Raw genomic sequence first — 16,081 nt, forward strand, 5'->3', positions numbered from 1 at the left:
CCCGGCCGCGGTCGTCACCGGACGGCCTCCTGCGTGTCGTCGGCGTCACGGGTCACCAGCGCGCGGTAGCCGGGCTCCCGCCGCAGCAGGTCGCGGTGGCTGCCGGTCGCGGCGACCTTCCCGTCGACCAGGTAGTGCACCGTTTCCGCTCGGTCGAGGACCAGCGGGGAGGTGCTGGTGACGAGCGTGGTGCGGCCCGCCCGGTACGCGTGCAGCCGTTCCGCGACCGCCGCCTCCGTGTGCGCGTCGAGCGCCGACGTCGGCTCCACGGCCAGCAGCACCTCGGGGCCGGCGAGCAGGGCCCGCACCAGCCGTACCCGCTGCCGCTGGCCGCCCGAGAGGCTGCGGCCCTGCGCGGTCACGGGCGAGTCGAGCCCCTCGGGCAGGCCCTGCACGATGTCGTCGGCCGCGGCCGCCCGCACCGCCCGCGCGATCTCCGCCGCCGAGGGCGCGCCTCGTCCGCAGACCGCCTCGCGCAGGGTCCCGGCGAACAGGTCGGCCTCGTGGTCGGCGACCAGGATGCGGGCCCTGACCTGCTCCAACGGCAGGGCGTCCAGCCGTCGTCCGCCCCAGGTGGCGTCCGAGGGCCCGAATCGGCCCAGCCGGTCCACGACGGCCGTCACCTCCGAGTGGCGTCGCCCGGCCAGCGCGGTCAGCCGGCCCGGGGCCACCCGCACACCCGACTGCGGGTCGTGCAGCACCGACGGCTCGGCGGGCGCGTCGCCGGTCCCGGTGTCCGGATCGGGCTCCGTGCGCAGCAGCCGTACGACGCGCCGGGCGGCCACCACACCCCGGCTCAGCTGGTAGCCCATGTCGACGAGGAACGCCACCGGGCCGACCAGGACGGCGACATAGCCGTACACCGACACCAGCTCGCCCACGGTCAGCTCGCCCCGGGCGGCCAGCCGGGCCGCGAGCCAGGTCACCGTGGCGAGGAACAGCGTGGGCAGGCCCACGCCGAGCGCCTGCATCCAGCTGGTGACCGCGCCGACCCGGTAGCCCTGCGCCCGCAGCCGCTGCGAGTCCCGGGCGAAGGAGTCCGCGAACAGCTGCTTGCCGCCCAGTCCGTTGAGCACGCGCAGCCCGCCCGCGAGGTCGCCGATCCGCGCGGTCAGCACCCCCTGCCGCTCCCGGTACTCCGCCTCCGTGCCCTGCAGCCGCGCCATCAGCGGCCCGACCAGCACCGCGATCACCGGCATCCCCAGCAGCACGACGGCCGCCAGCGTCGGTGACACGGACAGCAGGAGGCCGGCGACGAACACGTACACCACGAGCGAGCCGACGCCGGGCCCGACCACCGTCAGCGCACCCGCGATGGTGTGCACGTCGCCCACCCCGATGGTGACGACCTCCCCGGCCCCCGACCGGCGCTGCAGCGCGGCGCCCAGCCGGGCCGCGTGCCCGACGACGACCTTGGTGGTGCGGAAGTAGGCGTCCATGCGCACCCGGGTCATCGTGCGGTGCCGCATGATGCTCACCCACGCGTTGAGCGCGCCCACCGCGAGCAGGGCGGCCGTCCAGCCCGCGAGCGCGGCCGTGTCACCGGGCTCCAGCCCGTCGTCCACCGCCCGCGACAGCAGATACGGCGCGATCGCCATCAGCACCATCCAGAGGCTGGCCAGCAGCGCCCCGGCCGCCGACCGCCCCGGCTGGCAGCGCACCAGCCACGCCAGATACGCCCAGCCGCCGCGGCTGTCGGGCGTGCCGGGATCCTCGTACGCGTCGGTCATCGGCTCGTCCCTCCGGCCCCCGCCGGCCGCGGACACGCCCCGGTGGCGCGCCGGCCTGCCCCCGTCGGTCGTCGCACACTCACGCCAGACTGTCCCGCCAGGCCCGGTGCAGATCCGCGAACCGGCCGGTGCCCGCGATGAGTTCGGCCGGTCCGCCGTCCTCGACGATCCGGCCGCGCTCCATGACGAGCACCCGGTCGGCGATCTCCACGGTGGACAGCCGGTGCGCGATCACCACCGCGGTACGGCCCTTCAGCACCGTCGCCATCGCCGCCTGCACGGCCCGCTCGCCCGGGACGTCCAGCGAGCTCGTCGCCTCGTCGAGGATCAGCACCGCCGGATCGGCGAGCAACGCCCTCGCGAAGGCGACCAGTTGACGCTGGCCCGCGGAGATGCGGCCGCCGCGCTTGCGTACGTCGGTGTCGTAGCCGTCGGGCAGCGTGCTGATGAACTCGTGCGCGCCGATGGCCTTCGCCGCCCGCTCGATCTCCTCCCGAGACGCGTCCGGCCGCCCGATGGCGATGTTCTCGGCGACCGTGCCGGAGAACAGGAACGCCTCCTGCGTCACCATCACCACGCCGCGCCGCAGTTCGGGCACGGCCAGCTCGCGCAGGTCCACTCCGTCCAGCAGCACCCGGCCCTCGGCAGGGTCGTAGAAGCGGGCGAGCAGCTTGGCCAGCGTGGACTTGCCGGCGCCGGTCGAGCCGACCACGGCGACCGTCTGCCCGGCGGGGAGGACGAGGTCGAAGCGGGGGAGGACCTCGCCGCCCGTGCGGTAGCCGAAGGAGACGCCGTCGAAGACGACCTCCCGGCCGGGGAGGTCGCCGCGCGGGGCGGGCAGCTCCCGCGGCGCCGACGGCTCCGGCACGGACGGCTTCTGTGCGAGCAGTCCCGCGATCTTCTCCAGTGACGCGGCCGCCGACTGGTAGGAGTTGAGGAACATGCCGAGCCGGTCGATCGGGTCGTACAGCCGCCGCAGGTACAGCACCGCCGCCGCCAGCACACCCAGCTCCAGGGAGCCGTCCGCGACCCGCATGGCGCCCCACAGCACGATCGCCGCGACCGCCGTGTTGGCGACCAGCCGCGACCCGACCACGTAGCGCGCCATCTCCAGCAGCGCGTCGCCGTTCCTGCGCTCGTGCCGCCGGTTGAGGACCCGGAAGCCGGTCTCGTTGACGGCCTCGCGCCGGAAGGCGCGCACCGGCCGGATGCCGTTCATCGTCTCGACGAACTTCACGATCACGGCCGCGATCGCGGTCGAGCGGGCCGTGAACACCCGGCCCGCGCGCCGCTGGTAGACCCGGACGAGGGCGTACAGCGGCACGAACGACGCGACCGCGACGGCGCCGAGGCCCAGGTCCAGCCACAGCAGCATCGCCGAGATGAACACGAAGGACAGCACGACCGTCACGAGTTCCTGCAGCCCCTCGTTGAGGAGCTCGCGCAGGGCCTCCACGTCGCTGGTGGAGCGGGAGATGAGCCGGCCCGAGGTGTAGCGCTCATGGAAGTCGAGGCTCAGCGCCTGAGCGTGCCGGAAGATCCGGCCGCGCAGATCGAGCAGGACGTCCTGGTTGACGCGGGCGGAGGCGAGCAGGAACGCGTACTGCAGCCCGCCGGACGCCACCGCGCACAGCAGGTAGCCGGCGCCCACCGCGACCAGCGGCCCGTGGTCGTCGGCCCGCAGCGCCGGCACGGCGCGGTCGATGGCGTACGCCACCAGCAGCGGGCCCGCCTGCACGGCCGCCTGCTGGAGCAGCAGCAGAAGCGTGGTGAGAGCGACGCGCGCCCGCATCGGGGCCAGCAGGGAACGCAGCAGCGCGCCGGTGGCGCCGGGCGCGGTGGGCAGGACGTCCTTGTCGAAGGGGTCCTGCGCGGCCGGCGGGCGCGCGTCCCGCGGGCCGTCGTCGTCGGTCGTGGGGGAGGACGTCGTGGGGGCGCTCATCGGTCGTCCTCCTGGCGGCCGGTTCCGGACATGAGGTGGGCGTACTCGGGGCTGTCGCGCAGCAGTTCCTGGTGGGTGCCCACCGCGGCGATCCGGCCGTCGGACAGCAGCGCCACCCGGTCGGCGAGGAGCACGGTGGACGGACGGTGGGCGACGATCAGCGCGGTGGTGTCGGCGAGGACCCGCCGCAGCGCGGCCTCCACGGCCGCCTCGGTGTGCACGTCCAGCGCGGACAGCGGGTCGTCCAGGACGAGGAAGGGGGGCCGGCCGACGACGGCCCTGGCCAGCGCGAGCCGCTGCCGCTGGCCGCCGGAGAGGCTGAGTCCCTGCTCGCCGACCTGGGTGTCGACGCCCTGCGGCAGCGCGTGCACGAAGCCGGCCTGCGCCACGTCCAGCGCCCGTTCCAGCTCGACGGCGCCCGCCCGGTCGTCCGCGCCCATGAGGACGTTCTCCCCGACGCTCGCGGAGAACAGGGTCGGCTCCTCGAAGGCCACCGCGACCCGCGCGCGCAGCTCCTCGCGGGGCATCGCGGTGACGTCCTCGCCGTCCAGGGTGATACGGCCCGCCGTCACCTCGTGCAGCCGGGGGACGAGGGCGGTGAGGGTGGTCTTCCCGCTGCCGGTCGCCCCGACCAGGGCCATGGACTCGCCGGGCCGGATGTGCAGGTCGACGCCGTCGAGGGTGGGCCGGGAGCCGGGGGCGGCGTCCGGGTAGCGGAAGGTGACGCCGGCGAAGCGGAGTCCGCCGTCGGCCGCGGTGTCCGACCCGGCGCCCGCGCGGCCGGGTTCCGTCCGCACGACGGTGTCCTGTTCCGGCTCCTCGTCCATCACCTCGAAGTACCGCTGCGTGGCCGTCGCCGCCTCCTGGCTCATCGCCAGCAGGAACCCGATGGAGTCCACCGGCCAGCGCAGCGCGAGCGCGGTGGACAGGAAGGCGACCAGGGTGCCCGCGGACAGTTCGCCGTCGGCCACCTGCACCGACCCCAGCACCAGCGCGGCCCCGATCGCCAGTTCGGGCAGCGTCACGATGACGGCCCAGATGGTGGCCAGCAGCCGGGCCTTGGCCAGCTCGGTGCCGCGCAGCGTCGACGACAGCTCGCGGAAGGCGCGTGCCTGACTGCGGTGGCGGCCGAAGCCCTTCACGATCCGGATGCCGAGGACGCTCTCCTCGACGACGGTCGTCAGATCCCCGACCTGGTCCTGCGCCCGCCGCGCCACGACCGCGTACCGGTGCTCGAAGTACACGCACATCACGACGACGGGGACGGCCGGCCCGAGGATGACCAGCCCGAGCCGCCAGTCCTGCAGCAGCATGAGGACCACGCCGAACACGATCGTGACCGAGTTGACCAGCAGGAACGTCAGCGGGAAGGCGAGGAACATCCGCACCATCCCCAGATCGGCCGTCGCCCGGGACAGCAGCTGCCCGGACGCCCACCGGTCGTGGAACGCCACCGGCAGCCGCTGCAGCCGCCCGTACAGCTCCGCCCGCATCTCCGCCTCGACGTGCGACAGCGGACGCGCCACCAGCCAGCGCCGCATCCCGAACAGCAGCGCCTCGGCGAGTCCGAGAAGCAGCAGGCAGAGCGAGCCCAGCCACACCCCGGCCGTGTCCCGGTCGGCCACCGGGCCGTCCACCATCCACTTCAGGACGAGGGGGATCACCAGCCCGGTACAGGAGGCGAGCACGGCGACGAAGGCGGCCGTGAACAGCCGCAGCCGCACGGGTCTGACGTACGGCCACAAGCGCAGCAGGGAGCGCACGGCGGAGCGGTCGGGGGTGGTTGCACGTGTCTCGGCCATCACCGCGAGCCTACGGACCGGCACTGACAGAGCCCACCGAGTTTCGGTCCGTCCGGGCTCCGTCGCTGGTCCTACGACCTGCGCGTTCGAGAAGTCGTACGGCCGGGTCGACCGATCGGCTGATGTCCGTTCGGGCGGGTCGGCCGATGTGCGGGCCGGGCCCCGCCCGGGACGCTGGTGCCATGCCTGTCATCGAAGTCACCGACCTGCGCAAGTCCTATGACGGCCGTGCGGTCGTCGACGGCGTGTCCTTCGCCGTGGAAGAGGGGGAGATCTTCGGCGTCCTCGGTCCGAACGGCGCCGGCAAGACGACCACCGTGGAGTGCGTGGAGGGCCTGCGGGTGCCCGACGGCGGCCGGGTCCGGGTGGCCGGCCTCGATCCCGTCGCCGACCACGACAAGGTCGCCCGCGTCCTCGGCGCCCAGCTCCAGCAGAGCGAGCTGCAGCCGAAGCTCACCGTCCGCGAGGCCCTGGAGCTGTACGCCTCCTTCCATCCGCGGCCGCTCGACTGGGGGCCGCTCGCCGAGCGCCTCGGCCTGGCCCCGAAGCTGGGCACCCGGTTCGCGAAGCTGTCCGGCGGCCAGAAGCAGCGCCTGTTCATCGCGCTCGCGCTGATCGGCGACCCGCGGATCGTCGTCCTGGACGAGCTGACCACGGGCCTCGACCCGAGGGCCCGCAGGGACACCTGGCAGATCGTCGAGGACGTGCGCGCGAACGGCGTCACCGTCCTGCTGGTGACCCACTTCATGGAGGAGGCCCAGCGGTTGTGCGACCGGATCGCGGTGATCGACCAGGGCCGGGTGGCCGCTTCGGACACCCCGGCGAACCTCGTCCGGCGCTCGGCGGGGGCCACCGTCATCAGCTTCACCCCGTCCGCCCCGCTGGACGACCGTGACCTGAACGCACTGCCCGAACTCGCCTCCGTCGAGCACCGGGACGGCCGCGTCACGCTGTCCGGCACCGACGAGACCGTCAACGCCGTCATCACCCTCCTCGCCCGCCACCGGGTCACCGCCCACCAGCTGCGCGTCCTGGACGCCACCCTCGACGACGCCTTCCTCGACCTGACGGAGAACGCCGCACACGAGGCCCCGCACGACGCCGCACACGACGTCACGCGCGTCGGCACGAAGGAGACCACGACATGAGCACCGCCGTGCTGCGCACCGAGGCCCGCCTCTTCCGCCGTGAACCGGGCGCGCTCTTCTGGATCCTGCTCTTCCCGGCCCTGTTGCTGGTGATCCTCGGGTCCGTCCCGTCCTTCCGGCAGCCGAGCGACGACCTCGGCGGCCTGCGCACCGTCGACGTCTACGTCCCGGTGGCCGTGCTGCTCGGTCTGATCGTCGGCGGTCTGCAGTCGATGCCGCAGACCCTCACCGGATACCGGGAGCGCGGCATCCTGCGACGGATGTCCGTGACACCGGTCCGCCCGGCCGTCCTGCTGTCCGCGCAGATGCTGGTGTACGGCGGAGCCTCGCTGGCGTCGGCGCTGCTGGTGCTGGCGGTCGGACGGCTCGGATTCGACGTGCGCCTGCCCGAACAGCCCCTCGGATACGCCGTCGCCCTGCTGCTGGCGGTCCTGGTCGCCCTCGCCCTCGGATCGGTGGTGACCGCCCTGTCCCCCACGACGAAGATCGCCGGCGCGATCGGCTCCGCCGTGTTCTTCCCGTCGATGTTCTGCGCGGGGGTGTGGGTGCCGGTGCAGAACATGCCGGACCTCCTCGCCCGGGTCGTGGGCTGGACCCCGTTCGGGGCGGCCGCGCAGGCCCTGAACCAGGCGGCGGCCGGTCACTGGCCCGGCTGGGGCCACCTGGGCGTGCTGGCGATGTGGATCCTGCTGCTGACCGGCGCCGCGGCCCGCTGGTTCCGCTGGGAGTAGGCGGGCGGCCGTGCAGACTGTGGACATGACCACGGCGGACAGCCGGATCGACCGGCGCTGGGAGCAACTGCACACCTGGGGGCCCTACGGACTGCTCGGCATCAGCGCGGTCCTCGCGATCGCCTCCGCCGACCCGCACGTCGCACCGGCCACGTGGTACACCGCCTGGTCACTGCTCGGCGCCGCGGTGGTGCTCCAGCTGTGCCGGCACAGCACGCGCCGCCCCGGCCGGATGCGCACCCCCTCCCCGGGCGGCGCCGCCTACTACGTCGTCCGCTGGGGCCTCGCCTTCGCCCTCACCTGGCTCAACCCGTTCTTCGCGTTCTACGCCGCCGCCGGCTACATGGACGCCGACGAGACCCTCCCGGAGCGGTGGCAGCGGCTCGGACTGTTCATGAGCGCGGTCACCGTGGCCGGTGCGCAGGCCGGCGGGATGCCCTTCGACGGCCTGACGCAGTGGATCGTCTTCGCCGGCCTCCTGGTGGCCAACTCCGGACTGCAGATGGTCGTCGCACACCTCACCGAGCAGGAGACGCGGCGCGCCCACGAGCGCACCGCGACCATCGCCGAACTCGAACGCACCAACGCCGCCCTGCAGCGGGCCCTCGACGAGAACGCCGCCCTGCACGCCCAACTCCTCGTCCAGGCAAGGGAGGCGGGGGTGGCCGACGAACGCCGCCGCCTCGCCGCCGAGATCCACGACACGCTCGCCCAGGGCCTGACCGGGATCATCGCCCAGCTCCAGGTGGTGACGAACACCCCCGACCCCGACGTCGCCCGCACCCACCTCCAGCGCGCCTTCGACCTGGCCCGGCACAGCCTCGGCGAGGCCCGCCGCTCCGTGCACAATCTGGCCCCGGTGGCACTGGCGGACGCCGGGCTGCCCGAGGCCCTGAAGAAGACGGTCGCCGAATGGGGCGAACGCACGGGTGTGCGCGCGGAGTTCACGCTCACCGGCGCCGCGGAGCAGCTCCACGAGGAGGTCGCGGCGACGCTGCTGCGCATCGCCCAGGAGGCCCTGTCGAACGCCGCCCGCCACGCCCGGGCCTCGCGCCTCGGCGTCACCCTGTCGTTCCTGGGCGACGAGGTGATCCTCGACATCCGCGACGACGGCCTCGGCTTCGACCCGCTCGCCCTCCCGTCCCGTTCCCCGGCCGGGGGGTTCGGCCTCGGCGGCATGCGGGCCCGCGCCGAACGCATCGCGGGCTCCGTCGTCGTGGAGTCCGAGCCGGGACACGGAAGCGCGGTGTCGGCTCGCGTACCGTTGGTCCGCCATGACAGATGACCTGTGCGTCTCCCTGCTGATCGTCGACGACCATCCCGTCGTGCGGGACGGCCTGCGCGGCATGTTCGAGTCGGCCCCCGGCTTCACGGTCCTCGGCGAGGCGTCGAACGGCGTCGAGGCCGTCGCGAAGGCGGGAGAACTCGACCCGGACGTGATCCTGATGGACCTGCGGATGCCCGGCGGCGGGGGAGTGGACGCCATCCGCGAGCTGGCCCGCGGCGGCGCCCGCGCCAGGGTCCTCGTCCTCACGACGTACGACACCGACTCCGACACGCTCCCCGCGATCGAGGCCGGCGCGACGGGCTACCTCCTCAAGGACGCCCCTCGCGACGAGCTGTTCACGGCGGTCCGCGCGGCGGCGCAGGGCCGTACGGTCCTGTCGCCCGCCGTGGCCACCCGGCTGGTGTCCGCGGTCCGCGCCCCCCGCAGCCCCGGCGAGGAGCCGCTCTCCGCGCGCGAGCGCGAGGTGCTGGCCCTGGTCGCCAGGGGCGCCTCCAACCGCGAGATCGCCCGCGACCTGTTCATCAGCGAGGCCACGGTCAAGACCCACCTCACCCACCTGTACGCCAAGCTCGGCGTCAACGACCGCGCGGCCGCGGTGGCGAGGGCGTACGACCGGGGCATCCTCGGCTGACGGCCCTGCCGCGGGCCGGGCTCACTCCGTCACCCGCAGCAGCAGCACCGTCCGTCCCGGCACCGTCACCGCGGCGCCCGCCGGGAGGGCGACCCCGGGCGCCTGGTCCTGCTCCTCGCGGGAGGTGTCGACGACCACCTCGTACCGCTGCGCCCACGGCGGGCCCGGGAGAACGAAGTCCACCGGGCGGTCGCCCGCGTGCAGGACGGCGAGGAAGCTGTCGTCGGCGATCGGGGCGCCCCGTTCGTCGCGGCCGGGGATGTCCCGCCCCGAGAGGTACATCGCCAGCGTGGCCGCGGGCGCGAACCAGTCCCCTTCCGTCATCTCCGTGCCCCGCTCCGTGAACCAGGCCAGGTCCCGCAGGCCGTCCGCCGAGTGCGCCCGCCCGGAGAAGAACGCGCGCCGGCGGAGCACCGGGTGGCGGTGCCGCAGCGCGATCAGCCGGGCGGTGAGGTCGAACAGGGCCCGCCAGCCGGGCTCCTCCAGCAGCTCCCAGTCCACCCAGCTGATCTCGTTGTCCTGGCAGTAGGCGTTGTTGTTGCCCTGCTGGGTGCGTCCGAACTCGTCCCCCGCGACCAGCATCGGCACGCCCGTCGACAGCAGCAGCGTCGTCAGCAGGTTGCGCAACTGCCGCCGCCGCAGCGCCCGGATCTCCTCGTCGGCCGTCGCGCCCTCGGCGCCGCCGTTCCAGGAGCGGTTGTCGTTCGTGCCGTCCCGGTTGCCCTCGCCGTTGGCCTCGTTGTGCTTGCGCTCGTACGACACCAGGTCGCGCAGGGTGAAGCCGTCGTGCGCGGTGACGAAGTTGACCGACGCGTACGGCCGTCGTCCGCCCCACGCGTACAGGTCGCTCGAGCCCGACAGCCGGTAGCCCATCTCCCGCACGTCCGGCAGGGCGTGCCGCCAGAAGTCCCGCACGGCATCGCGGTAGCGGTCGTTCCACTCCGTCCACAGGGGCGGGAAGGCGCCCACCTGGTAGCCGCCCGAGCCCACGTCCCAGGGTTCGGCGATGAGCTTCACCCGGCGCAGCACCGGGTCCTGCGCGATCACCGCGAGGAACGGGGAGAGCATGTCGACGTCGTGCATGGACCGGGCGAGCGCCGCCGCCAGGTCGAAGCGGAATCCGTCGACCCCCATCTCCGTCACCCAGTAGCGCAGCGAGTCGGTGATCAGGCGCAGCACGTGCGGCTGGACCACGTGCAGGGTGTTCCCGCAGCCCGTGTAGTCGGCGTAGCGCCGGGCGTCGGACTGCAGCCGGTAGTAGCCGCGGTTGTCGACGCCCTTCAGCGACAGGGTGGGGCCCAGTTCACCGGCCTCCGCCGTGTGGTTGTAGACGACGTCGAGGATCACCTCGATCCCCGCCGCGTGCAGGGCGCGCACCATCCGCTTGAACTCGCCGACCTGCTGCCCCGTCGTCCCCGAGGCGGCGTACGCGGCGTGGGGGGCGAAGTAGCCGATCGAGTTGTAGCCCCAGTAGTTCTTCAGGCCGCGTCGCAGCAGATGGTCCTCGTGCGCGAACTGGTGGACCGGCAGCAGCTCCACCGCCGTGACGCCGAGCCGCACCAGATGCTCCACGGCCGCCGGGTGCGCCAGACCGGCGTAGGTGCCGCGCAGTTCCTCCGGAACGCCGGGATGCCGCCGGGTAAAGCCGCGCACATGCAGCTCGTAGATCACCGAGTCCGCCCACGGCGTCTTCGGGCGGCGGTCGTCGGCCCAGTCGTCGTCGTCGTGCACGACGACGCCCTTCGGGACGTGCGGCGCGGAGTCGCGTTCGTCGCGCACGGTGTCGGCGACCTGCTGCTGGGGCCAGTCGCGGACGTGCCCGTACACCTCCGGCGGCAGCAGGAACTCGCCGTCCACCGCGCGGGCGTACGGGTCGAGGAGCAGCTTCGCCGGGTTCCAGCGGCCGCCGGTCCAGGGGTCCCAGCGGCCGTGCACCCGGTAGCCGTAGCGCTGGCCGGGCATGATGCCGGGCACGAAGCCGTGCCAGATCTCGTGGGTGAGCTCGGTGAGCCGGGCCCGCGTCTCACGGCCCCCCTCGTCGAACAGGCACAGCTCGACGGCCTCCGCGCCGCCCGCCCACAGCGCGAAGTTGGTGCCGGCCACCCCGTCCGGGCCGACCCGGAACCGGGCGCCCAGCGGTGTGGACGCGCCCGGCCACACGGGTGGGCCCGGCACCCTGCGCGAGACGCCGTTCACGACGGCCTCCGGCGCGGCGCGCTCGGCCGCCACCGCCTCCTGCTCGGCTGCGCTGGACACCGTCTAGCCCTCCCGCGGCTCGTGGGACGACGGGGGAGAGGAGCACGCGGCGTCCCGTCCGCGGCTCCCCGTCGGCCGTCCTCCCCCCATGTCTGCCCAGAGCGGCCCTCGCACTCACGTTTCCCCGGAGCGTGCCCGGTCGTTGGGCACCCCGTGAGGCATGGAGATGGGCGCGCACGGCGCGCGGGGGTCGCACTGGCCGCCGTACTGACATGGGCAGGACTGCTGGCCGGGGCCGCCGGCTGTACCGGCGGAGGTGACGGCCGCAGCGGACTCGACCGGATGCTGGGCAAGCCACCGGCGCCCGAGGACGTCATCCGCGTCAGCCCGCAGGACGGCGCCAGGGGCGTGCGGCCCGGGACGGACCTGTCGGTGCGGGTGCCGGACGGGCGGCTGGAGTCGGTGAAGGTCGTCAGATCGCAGGACGCGCGGGAGAGCGAGGTGAAGGGGCGGATCGCGGCGGACGGTCTGAGCTGGCGGCCGGCCGAGGACCGGCTGGGGCTCGCCGCCCGCTACACGGTCGACGTGGTGGCGCTGGACGGCGAGGGGAACCGTTCGGCGCGGCACACCACGTTCACCACCTTCGTCCCCGAGAAGCGCTTCATCGGCTACGTCACGCCCGAGAACCGGGCCACCGTGGGCACCGGGATGATCGTCTCGCTGGAGTTCAACCGTGAGATCGCCGACCGCGCGGCCGTCGAACGCGCCGTCCACGTCACGGCCCAACCCGCCGCGGAGATCGGCGCGCACTGGTTCGGCGGCACCCGGCTCGACTTCCGTCCCGAGGAGTACTGGCGGCCGGGCACCGAGGTGACGGTCGACCTCGCGCTCAGGGACGTCGAGGGGGCGCCCGGCGTCTACGGCCTGCAGGACAAGACGTTCTCGTTCACCGTCGGCCGCAGCCAGGTCTCCCTGGTGGACGCCGCGAAGCACACCATGCAGGTCCGGCGGGACGGCGAGCTGCTGGCCACCGTGCCGATCACGGCCGGGTCGCCCGAGAACACCACCTACAACGGCAAGATGGTGGTGAGCGAGATGCTGGAGCTGACCCGGATGAACGGCGCCACGGTCGGCTTCAAGAAGGCCGACGGCAAAGGCGAGTACGACATCCCGGACGTTCCGCACGCGATGCGGCTGACCGGTTCCGGCACCTTCCTGCACGGCAACTACTGGGCGGACGACGTCTTCGGCCGGGCCAACGTCAGCCACGGCTGCGTGGGCCTGCGGGACGTGAAGGGCGGCGGCTCGGACACGCCCGCGGGCTGGTTCTTCGACCGTTCGCTCGTCGGCGACGTCGTCGAGGTGGTCCACAGCAAGGACAAGCAGGTCGCCCCGGACAACGGCCTCGGCGGCTGGAACCTGACCTGGAAGGAGTGGACCGCGGGCAGTGCCCTGAAATGACCCTCCTTCCCGGTGCAACCATCCCCGCCGCTCCGCGGTCCCAGTTGGGACGGAACGGTGACCTTGGCCTGACACGAAGCTCAAATTCGTACGGTTAATATGCGCCAGAGATCGCGCGGGAGCGCTGGGGTGGGGGCCTGACCAGGGCCTTGCGAGGGGAGAACGACTTGAACGTGCGACCGATATCGGGGGCGTCGGTTGGCGGGCGCTCACGGGGCCGCAACAGACGGCTGGCGCTGATCGTCGGCGGGATGATGCTCGCCGTCACGGCGTGCGGCGGGGGCGGCGACGGGTCGGGCTCCGGGTCCGACGCCAAGCCGAAGGGCGACAAGGGGGCCGCGGCCGCCGCGGAGAGCAAGCAGTCGGAGGCGGTCGTCACCATCGCCCCGAAGACCGGCGCGAAGGACGTGGACACCAGCGGCGCCCTCAAGGTCACCGCGGCCAAGGGCAAGCTGACCGAGGTCACCGTCAAGGACGCCAAGGGCAGGAAGATCGACGGCGCCATCTCGTCGGACGGCGCCGGCTGGACGCCCGCGACGCACCTGGCCGCGTCCACCGCGTACCAGGTGCACGCGGTCGCCAAGGACTCCGCCGGCCGCACGGCCGCCGAGGACTCCACCTTCACCACGCTGAGCCCGCAGAACACCTTCATCGGCAACTTCACCCCCGAGGACGGCTCCAAGGTCGGCGTCGGCATGCCGTTCTCGGTCCGGTTCACCCGGGGCATCACCAAGCCGGCGGACGTCGAGAAGGCCATCAAGATCACGACCGTGCCGGCGGTCGAGGTCGAGGGCCACTGGTTCGGCAACGACCGCCTGGACTTCCGCCCGGAGAAGTACTGGAAGGCCGGCACCAAGGTGACGGTCGAGCTGAACCTCGACGGCGTCGAGGGCCGCAAGGGCGTCTACGGCAAGCAGTCCAAGAAGCTGTCCTTCACCATCGGCCGCGACCAGGTGACCGTCGTGGACGCCAAGAAGCACACGATGAAGGTCATGCGGGAGGGCAAGGTCGTCAAGACCATCCCGGTCACCACCGGCAAGCCCGGCTACGCCACCTGGAACGGCCAGATGGTCATCAGCGAGAAGTTCACCGTGACCCGCATGAACGGCGACACGGTCGGCTACGACGGCGAGTACGACATCAAGGACGTCCCGCACGCCATGCGGCTGACCAACTCCGGCACCTTCGTGCACGGCAACTACTGGGGCGGGGACGCCTTCGGCAACTACAACGCCAGCCACGGCTGCATCGGCCTGCGGGACGTGCGCGGCGGCTACGACGGCTCCGTGCCGGCCGCGTGGTTCTTCAACCAGTCCATGGTCGGCGACGTGGTCGTCGTGAAGAACTCCACCGACCCGGTGGTCGACCCGTCCAACGGCCTCAACGGCTGGAACATCTCCTGGGCGGACTGGAAGAAGTAGGGTTCGCCCTCCTGCTCTCCCGGGCGGGCCCGGTGCTGTGACACACGGCACCGGGCCCGCCGTCGTTAGTGGTGGTTAACCTGCTGCCATGACCGTGAATCTCGAAGTCGCCGAAGGCGTCGGCACGATCCGCCTCGACCGCCCGCCCATGAACGCGCTGGACGTCGCCACGCAGGACCGTCTCAAGGAGCTCGCCGAGGAGGCGACCCGGCGCGACGACGTCCGCGCGGTCGTCCTGTACGGCGGGGAGAAGGTGTTCGCGGCGGGCGCGGACATCAAGGAGATGCAGGACATGGACCACACCGCGATGGTGCTGCGTTCCCGCGCCCTGCAGGAGTCCTTCACCGCGGTGGCCCGCATTCCCAAGCCCGTCGTGGCGGCCGTGACCGGATACGCGCTGGGCGGCGGCTGTGAACTCGCGCTCTGCGCGGACTTCCGCATCGCCGGGGACAACGCCAGGCTGGGCCAGCCGGAGATCCTGCTCGGGCTGATCCCCGGGGCGGGCGGCACCCAGCGCCTCTCCCGGCTGATCGGCCCCTCCAGGGCGAAGGACCTGATCTTCACGGGCCGGATGGTCAAGGCCGACGAGGCGCTGACCCTCGGCCTGGTGGACCGGGTGGTGCCGGCCGCCGACGTGTACACCGAGGCGCACGCCTGGGCGGCGAAGCTGGCCCAGGGGCCGGCGCTGGCCCTGCGCGCCGCGAAGGAAGCGGTCGACACCGGTCTGGAGACGGACATCGAGACGGGTCTGGCGGTGGAACGCACCTGGTTCGCCGGTCTGTTCGCCACCGCCGACCGTGAGACCGGCATGCGCAGCTTCGTGGAGGAAGGGCCCGGCAAGGCCAAATTCCTGTGATCGACGTCTCTTTCGCGGACGTCGCCGGTACTTGCTGTTGACGGGACTTCTCACCCGCGTCCCCCGATGGGGCGGTTTAGGGGAACCTTAAGGCGACCTTAAGCCTGTCTTGTCGGGGGTGTCCGTCGCTTGCCGCAGGGCGGGTCTTCGCAGCAGGTCAGGGTGGGTTTGTCGGCATCTGTACTGCCGTTGGCATATGCCGATCGAGCCAATCGGAACGAGGGATTCCGGGGGGCGTATTCCACGGGAACGGCCCCGGAGGGCGCTCGGGGCGGCCATGATGGGGGGCATGGCGGGGCTGGAGGGCATCGAACAGCCGCGGGGACACAGCCGTGCGGCCGCGGCGCGTTGGTCGCCTGCGGTCGAGGACGAACGGGCGCTCAAGGCGCTGGAGTTGTTCGGCAATCCGACGGAGGGCGAGGTGCCGTTGCCGTCCCGCCCCGAGTCCGCCGCCGCGGCCCGCCGGCTGGCCCAGGTCGTGGTCCTGCGCCAGTGGGGGCTCGGCCCCAGGATGGCCGAGGACGCGGTACTGCTCGTCTCCGAACTCGTCGGCAACGCCGTGCGGCACACCGGCGCCCGCGTCTTCGGCCTGCGGATGCGGCGCCGGCGCGGCTGGATCCGCGTCGAGGTCCGCGACCCCTCCCGCGGGCTGCCCTGTCTGATGCCGGTTCAGGAGATGGACGTCAGCGGGCGGGGCCTCTTCCTCGTCGACAAGCTGTCCGACCGCTGGGGGGTCGACCTGCTGCCCCGCGGGAAGACGACCTGGTTCGAGATGCGGGTCGCCGACCGCTGACCGGTCCGTCGGGCCCACGGTCCCCGGCCGGCGGACGCGGCGAAGACGTCAATGGTCGGAATTGCGGCATATCACCCTTTAA

At 72.8% G+C, this 16,081-nt stretch carries 12 protein-coding genes; 8 read left to right on the top strand and 4 right to left on the bottom strand.

Annotation, left to right across the window (positions count from 1 at the left end):
* Positions 1 to 14: 14 nt before the first annotated feature.
* The 3 genes from ACH4ZA_RS20515 to ACH4ZA_RS20525 all read right to left on the bottom strand — a co-directional run bounded on the left by ACH4ZA_RS20515 (position 15) and on the right by ACH4ZA_RS20525 (position 5,474).
* Positions 15 to 1,730: an ABC transporter ATP-binding protein gene (locus ACH4ZA_RS20515; RefSeq protein WP_319277582.1), complete on the bottom strand. Its 1,716-nt coding sequence runs from the start codon at positions 1,728 to 1,730 to the stop codon at positions 15 to 17.
* A 79-nt stretch (positions 1,731 to 1,809) separates the two neighbouring features.
* Positions 1,810 to 3,672 (bottom strand): ABC transporter ATP-binding protein, encoded by a 1,863-nt coding sequence (locus ACH4ZA_RS20520; protein WP_398430854.1) that lies wholly within the window; start codon positions 3,670 to 3,672, stop codon positions 1,810 to 1,812.
* The gene (locus tag ACH4ZA_RS20525; protein WP_398430855.1) at positions 3,669 to 5,474 is read right to left on the bottom strand and encodes an ABC transporter ATP-binding protein; all 1,806 of its coding nucleotides are present in this window, start codon (positions 5,472 to 5,474) and stop codon (positions 3,669 to 3,671) included. Before ACH4ZA_RS20525 ends, ACH4ZA_RS20520 begins: the two co-directional genes overlap by 4 nt.
* 182 nt (positions 5,475 to 5,656) lie before the next feature.
* Here ACH4ZA_RS20525 and ACH4ZA_RS20530 point away from each other — a divergent pair, with 182 nt between their 5' ends.
* From ACH4ZA_RS20530 to ACH4ZA_RS20545, 4 genes are read left to right on the top strand one after another with little or no spacing between them, the layout of a single operon-like run.
* Positions 5,657 to 6,622: an ABC transporter ATP-binding protein gene (locus tag ACH4ZA_RS20530; RefSeq protein WP_319277579.1), complete on the top strand. Its 966-nt coding sequence runs from the start codon at positions 5,657 to 5,659 to the stop codon at positions 6,620 to 6,622.
* Positions 6,619 to 7,353: an ABC transporter permease gene (locus ACH4ZA_RS20535; protein WP_398430857.1), complete on the top strand. Its 735-nt coding sequence runs from the start codon at positions 6,619 to 6,621 to the stop codon at positions 7,351 to 7,353. Before ACH4ZA_RS20530 ends, ACH4ZA_RS20535 begins: the two co-directional genes overlap by 4 nt.
* A 25-nt stretch (positions 7,354 to 7,378) precedes the next feature.
* Positions 7,379 to 8,638: a sensor histidine kinase gene (locus ACH4ZA_RS20540; protein ID WP_319277574.1), complete on the top strand. Its 1,260-nt coding sequence runs from the start codon at positions 7,379 to 7,381 to the stop codon at positions 8,636 to 8,638.
* Entirely contained in the window at positions 8,628 to 9,272 is a 645-nt protein-coding gene (locus ACH4ZA_RS20545) for a response regulator transcription factor (RefSeq protein WP_319277572.1), read from the top strand. Before ACH4ZA_RS20540 ends, ACH4ZA_RS20545 begins: the two co-directional genes overlap by 11 nt.
* A gap of 21 nt (positions 9,273 to 9,293) precedes the next feature.
* Here the strand turns inward: ACH4ZA_RS20545 and glgX are convergent, their stop codons facing one another.
* Positions 9,294 to 11,528 (bottom strand): glycogen debranching protein GlgX, encoded by a 2,235-nt coding sequence (glgX, locus tag ACH4ZA_RS20550; protein ID WP_398430861.1) that lies wholly within the window; start codon positions 11,526 to 11,528, stop codon positions 9,294 to 9,296.
* A 153-nt stretch (positions 11,529 to 11,681) separates the two neighbouring features.
* Here glgX and ACH4ZA_RS20555 point away from each other — a divergent pair, with 153 nt between their 5' ends.
* From ACH4ZA_RS20555 to ACH4ZA_RS20570, 4 genes are all read left to right on the top strand, one after another.
* Positions 11,682 to 12,929, top strand: a complete 1,248-nt coding sequence (locus ACH4ZA_RS20555; RefSeq protein ID WP_398430863.1) for an Ig-like domain-containing protein — start codon at positions 11,682 to 11,684, stop codon at positions 12,927 to 12,929.
* A 167-nt stretch (positions 12,930 to 13,096) separates the two neighbouring features.
* On the top strand, positions 13,097 to 14,350 hold the full coding sequence (locus tag ACH4ZA_RS20560; protein WP_319277568.1) for an Ig-like domain-containing protein: 1,254 nt from the start codon (positions 13,097 to 13,099) through the stop codon (positions 14,348 to 14,350).
* 88 nt (positions 14,351 to 14,438) lie between these two features.
* A complete protein-coding gene (locus ACH4ZA_RS20565; protein WP_398430865.1) occupies positions 14,439 to 15,206 on the top strand; it encodes an enoyl-CoA hydratase/isomerase family protein in 768 nt (255 codons plus the stop codon).
* A gap of 289 nt (positions 15,207 to 15,495) precedes the next feature.
* On the top strand, positions 15,496 to 15,999 hold the full coding sequence (locus ACH4ZA_RS20570) for an ATP-binding protein (RefSeq protein WP_319277564.1): 504 nt from the start codon (positions 15,496 to 15,498) through the stop codon (positions 15,997 to 15,999).
* The last annotated feature ends 82 nt before the right edge of the window (positions 16,000 to 16,081 follow it).

This window comes from Streptomyces sp. NPDC020597 (genome assembly GCF_044335095.1).
Taxonomy (GTDB): domain Bacteria; phylum Actinomycetota; class Actinomycetes; order Streptomycetales; family Streptomycetaceae; genus Streptomyces.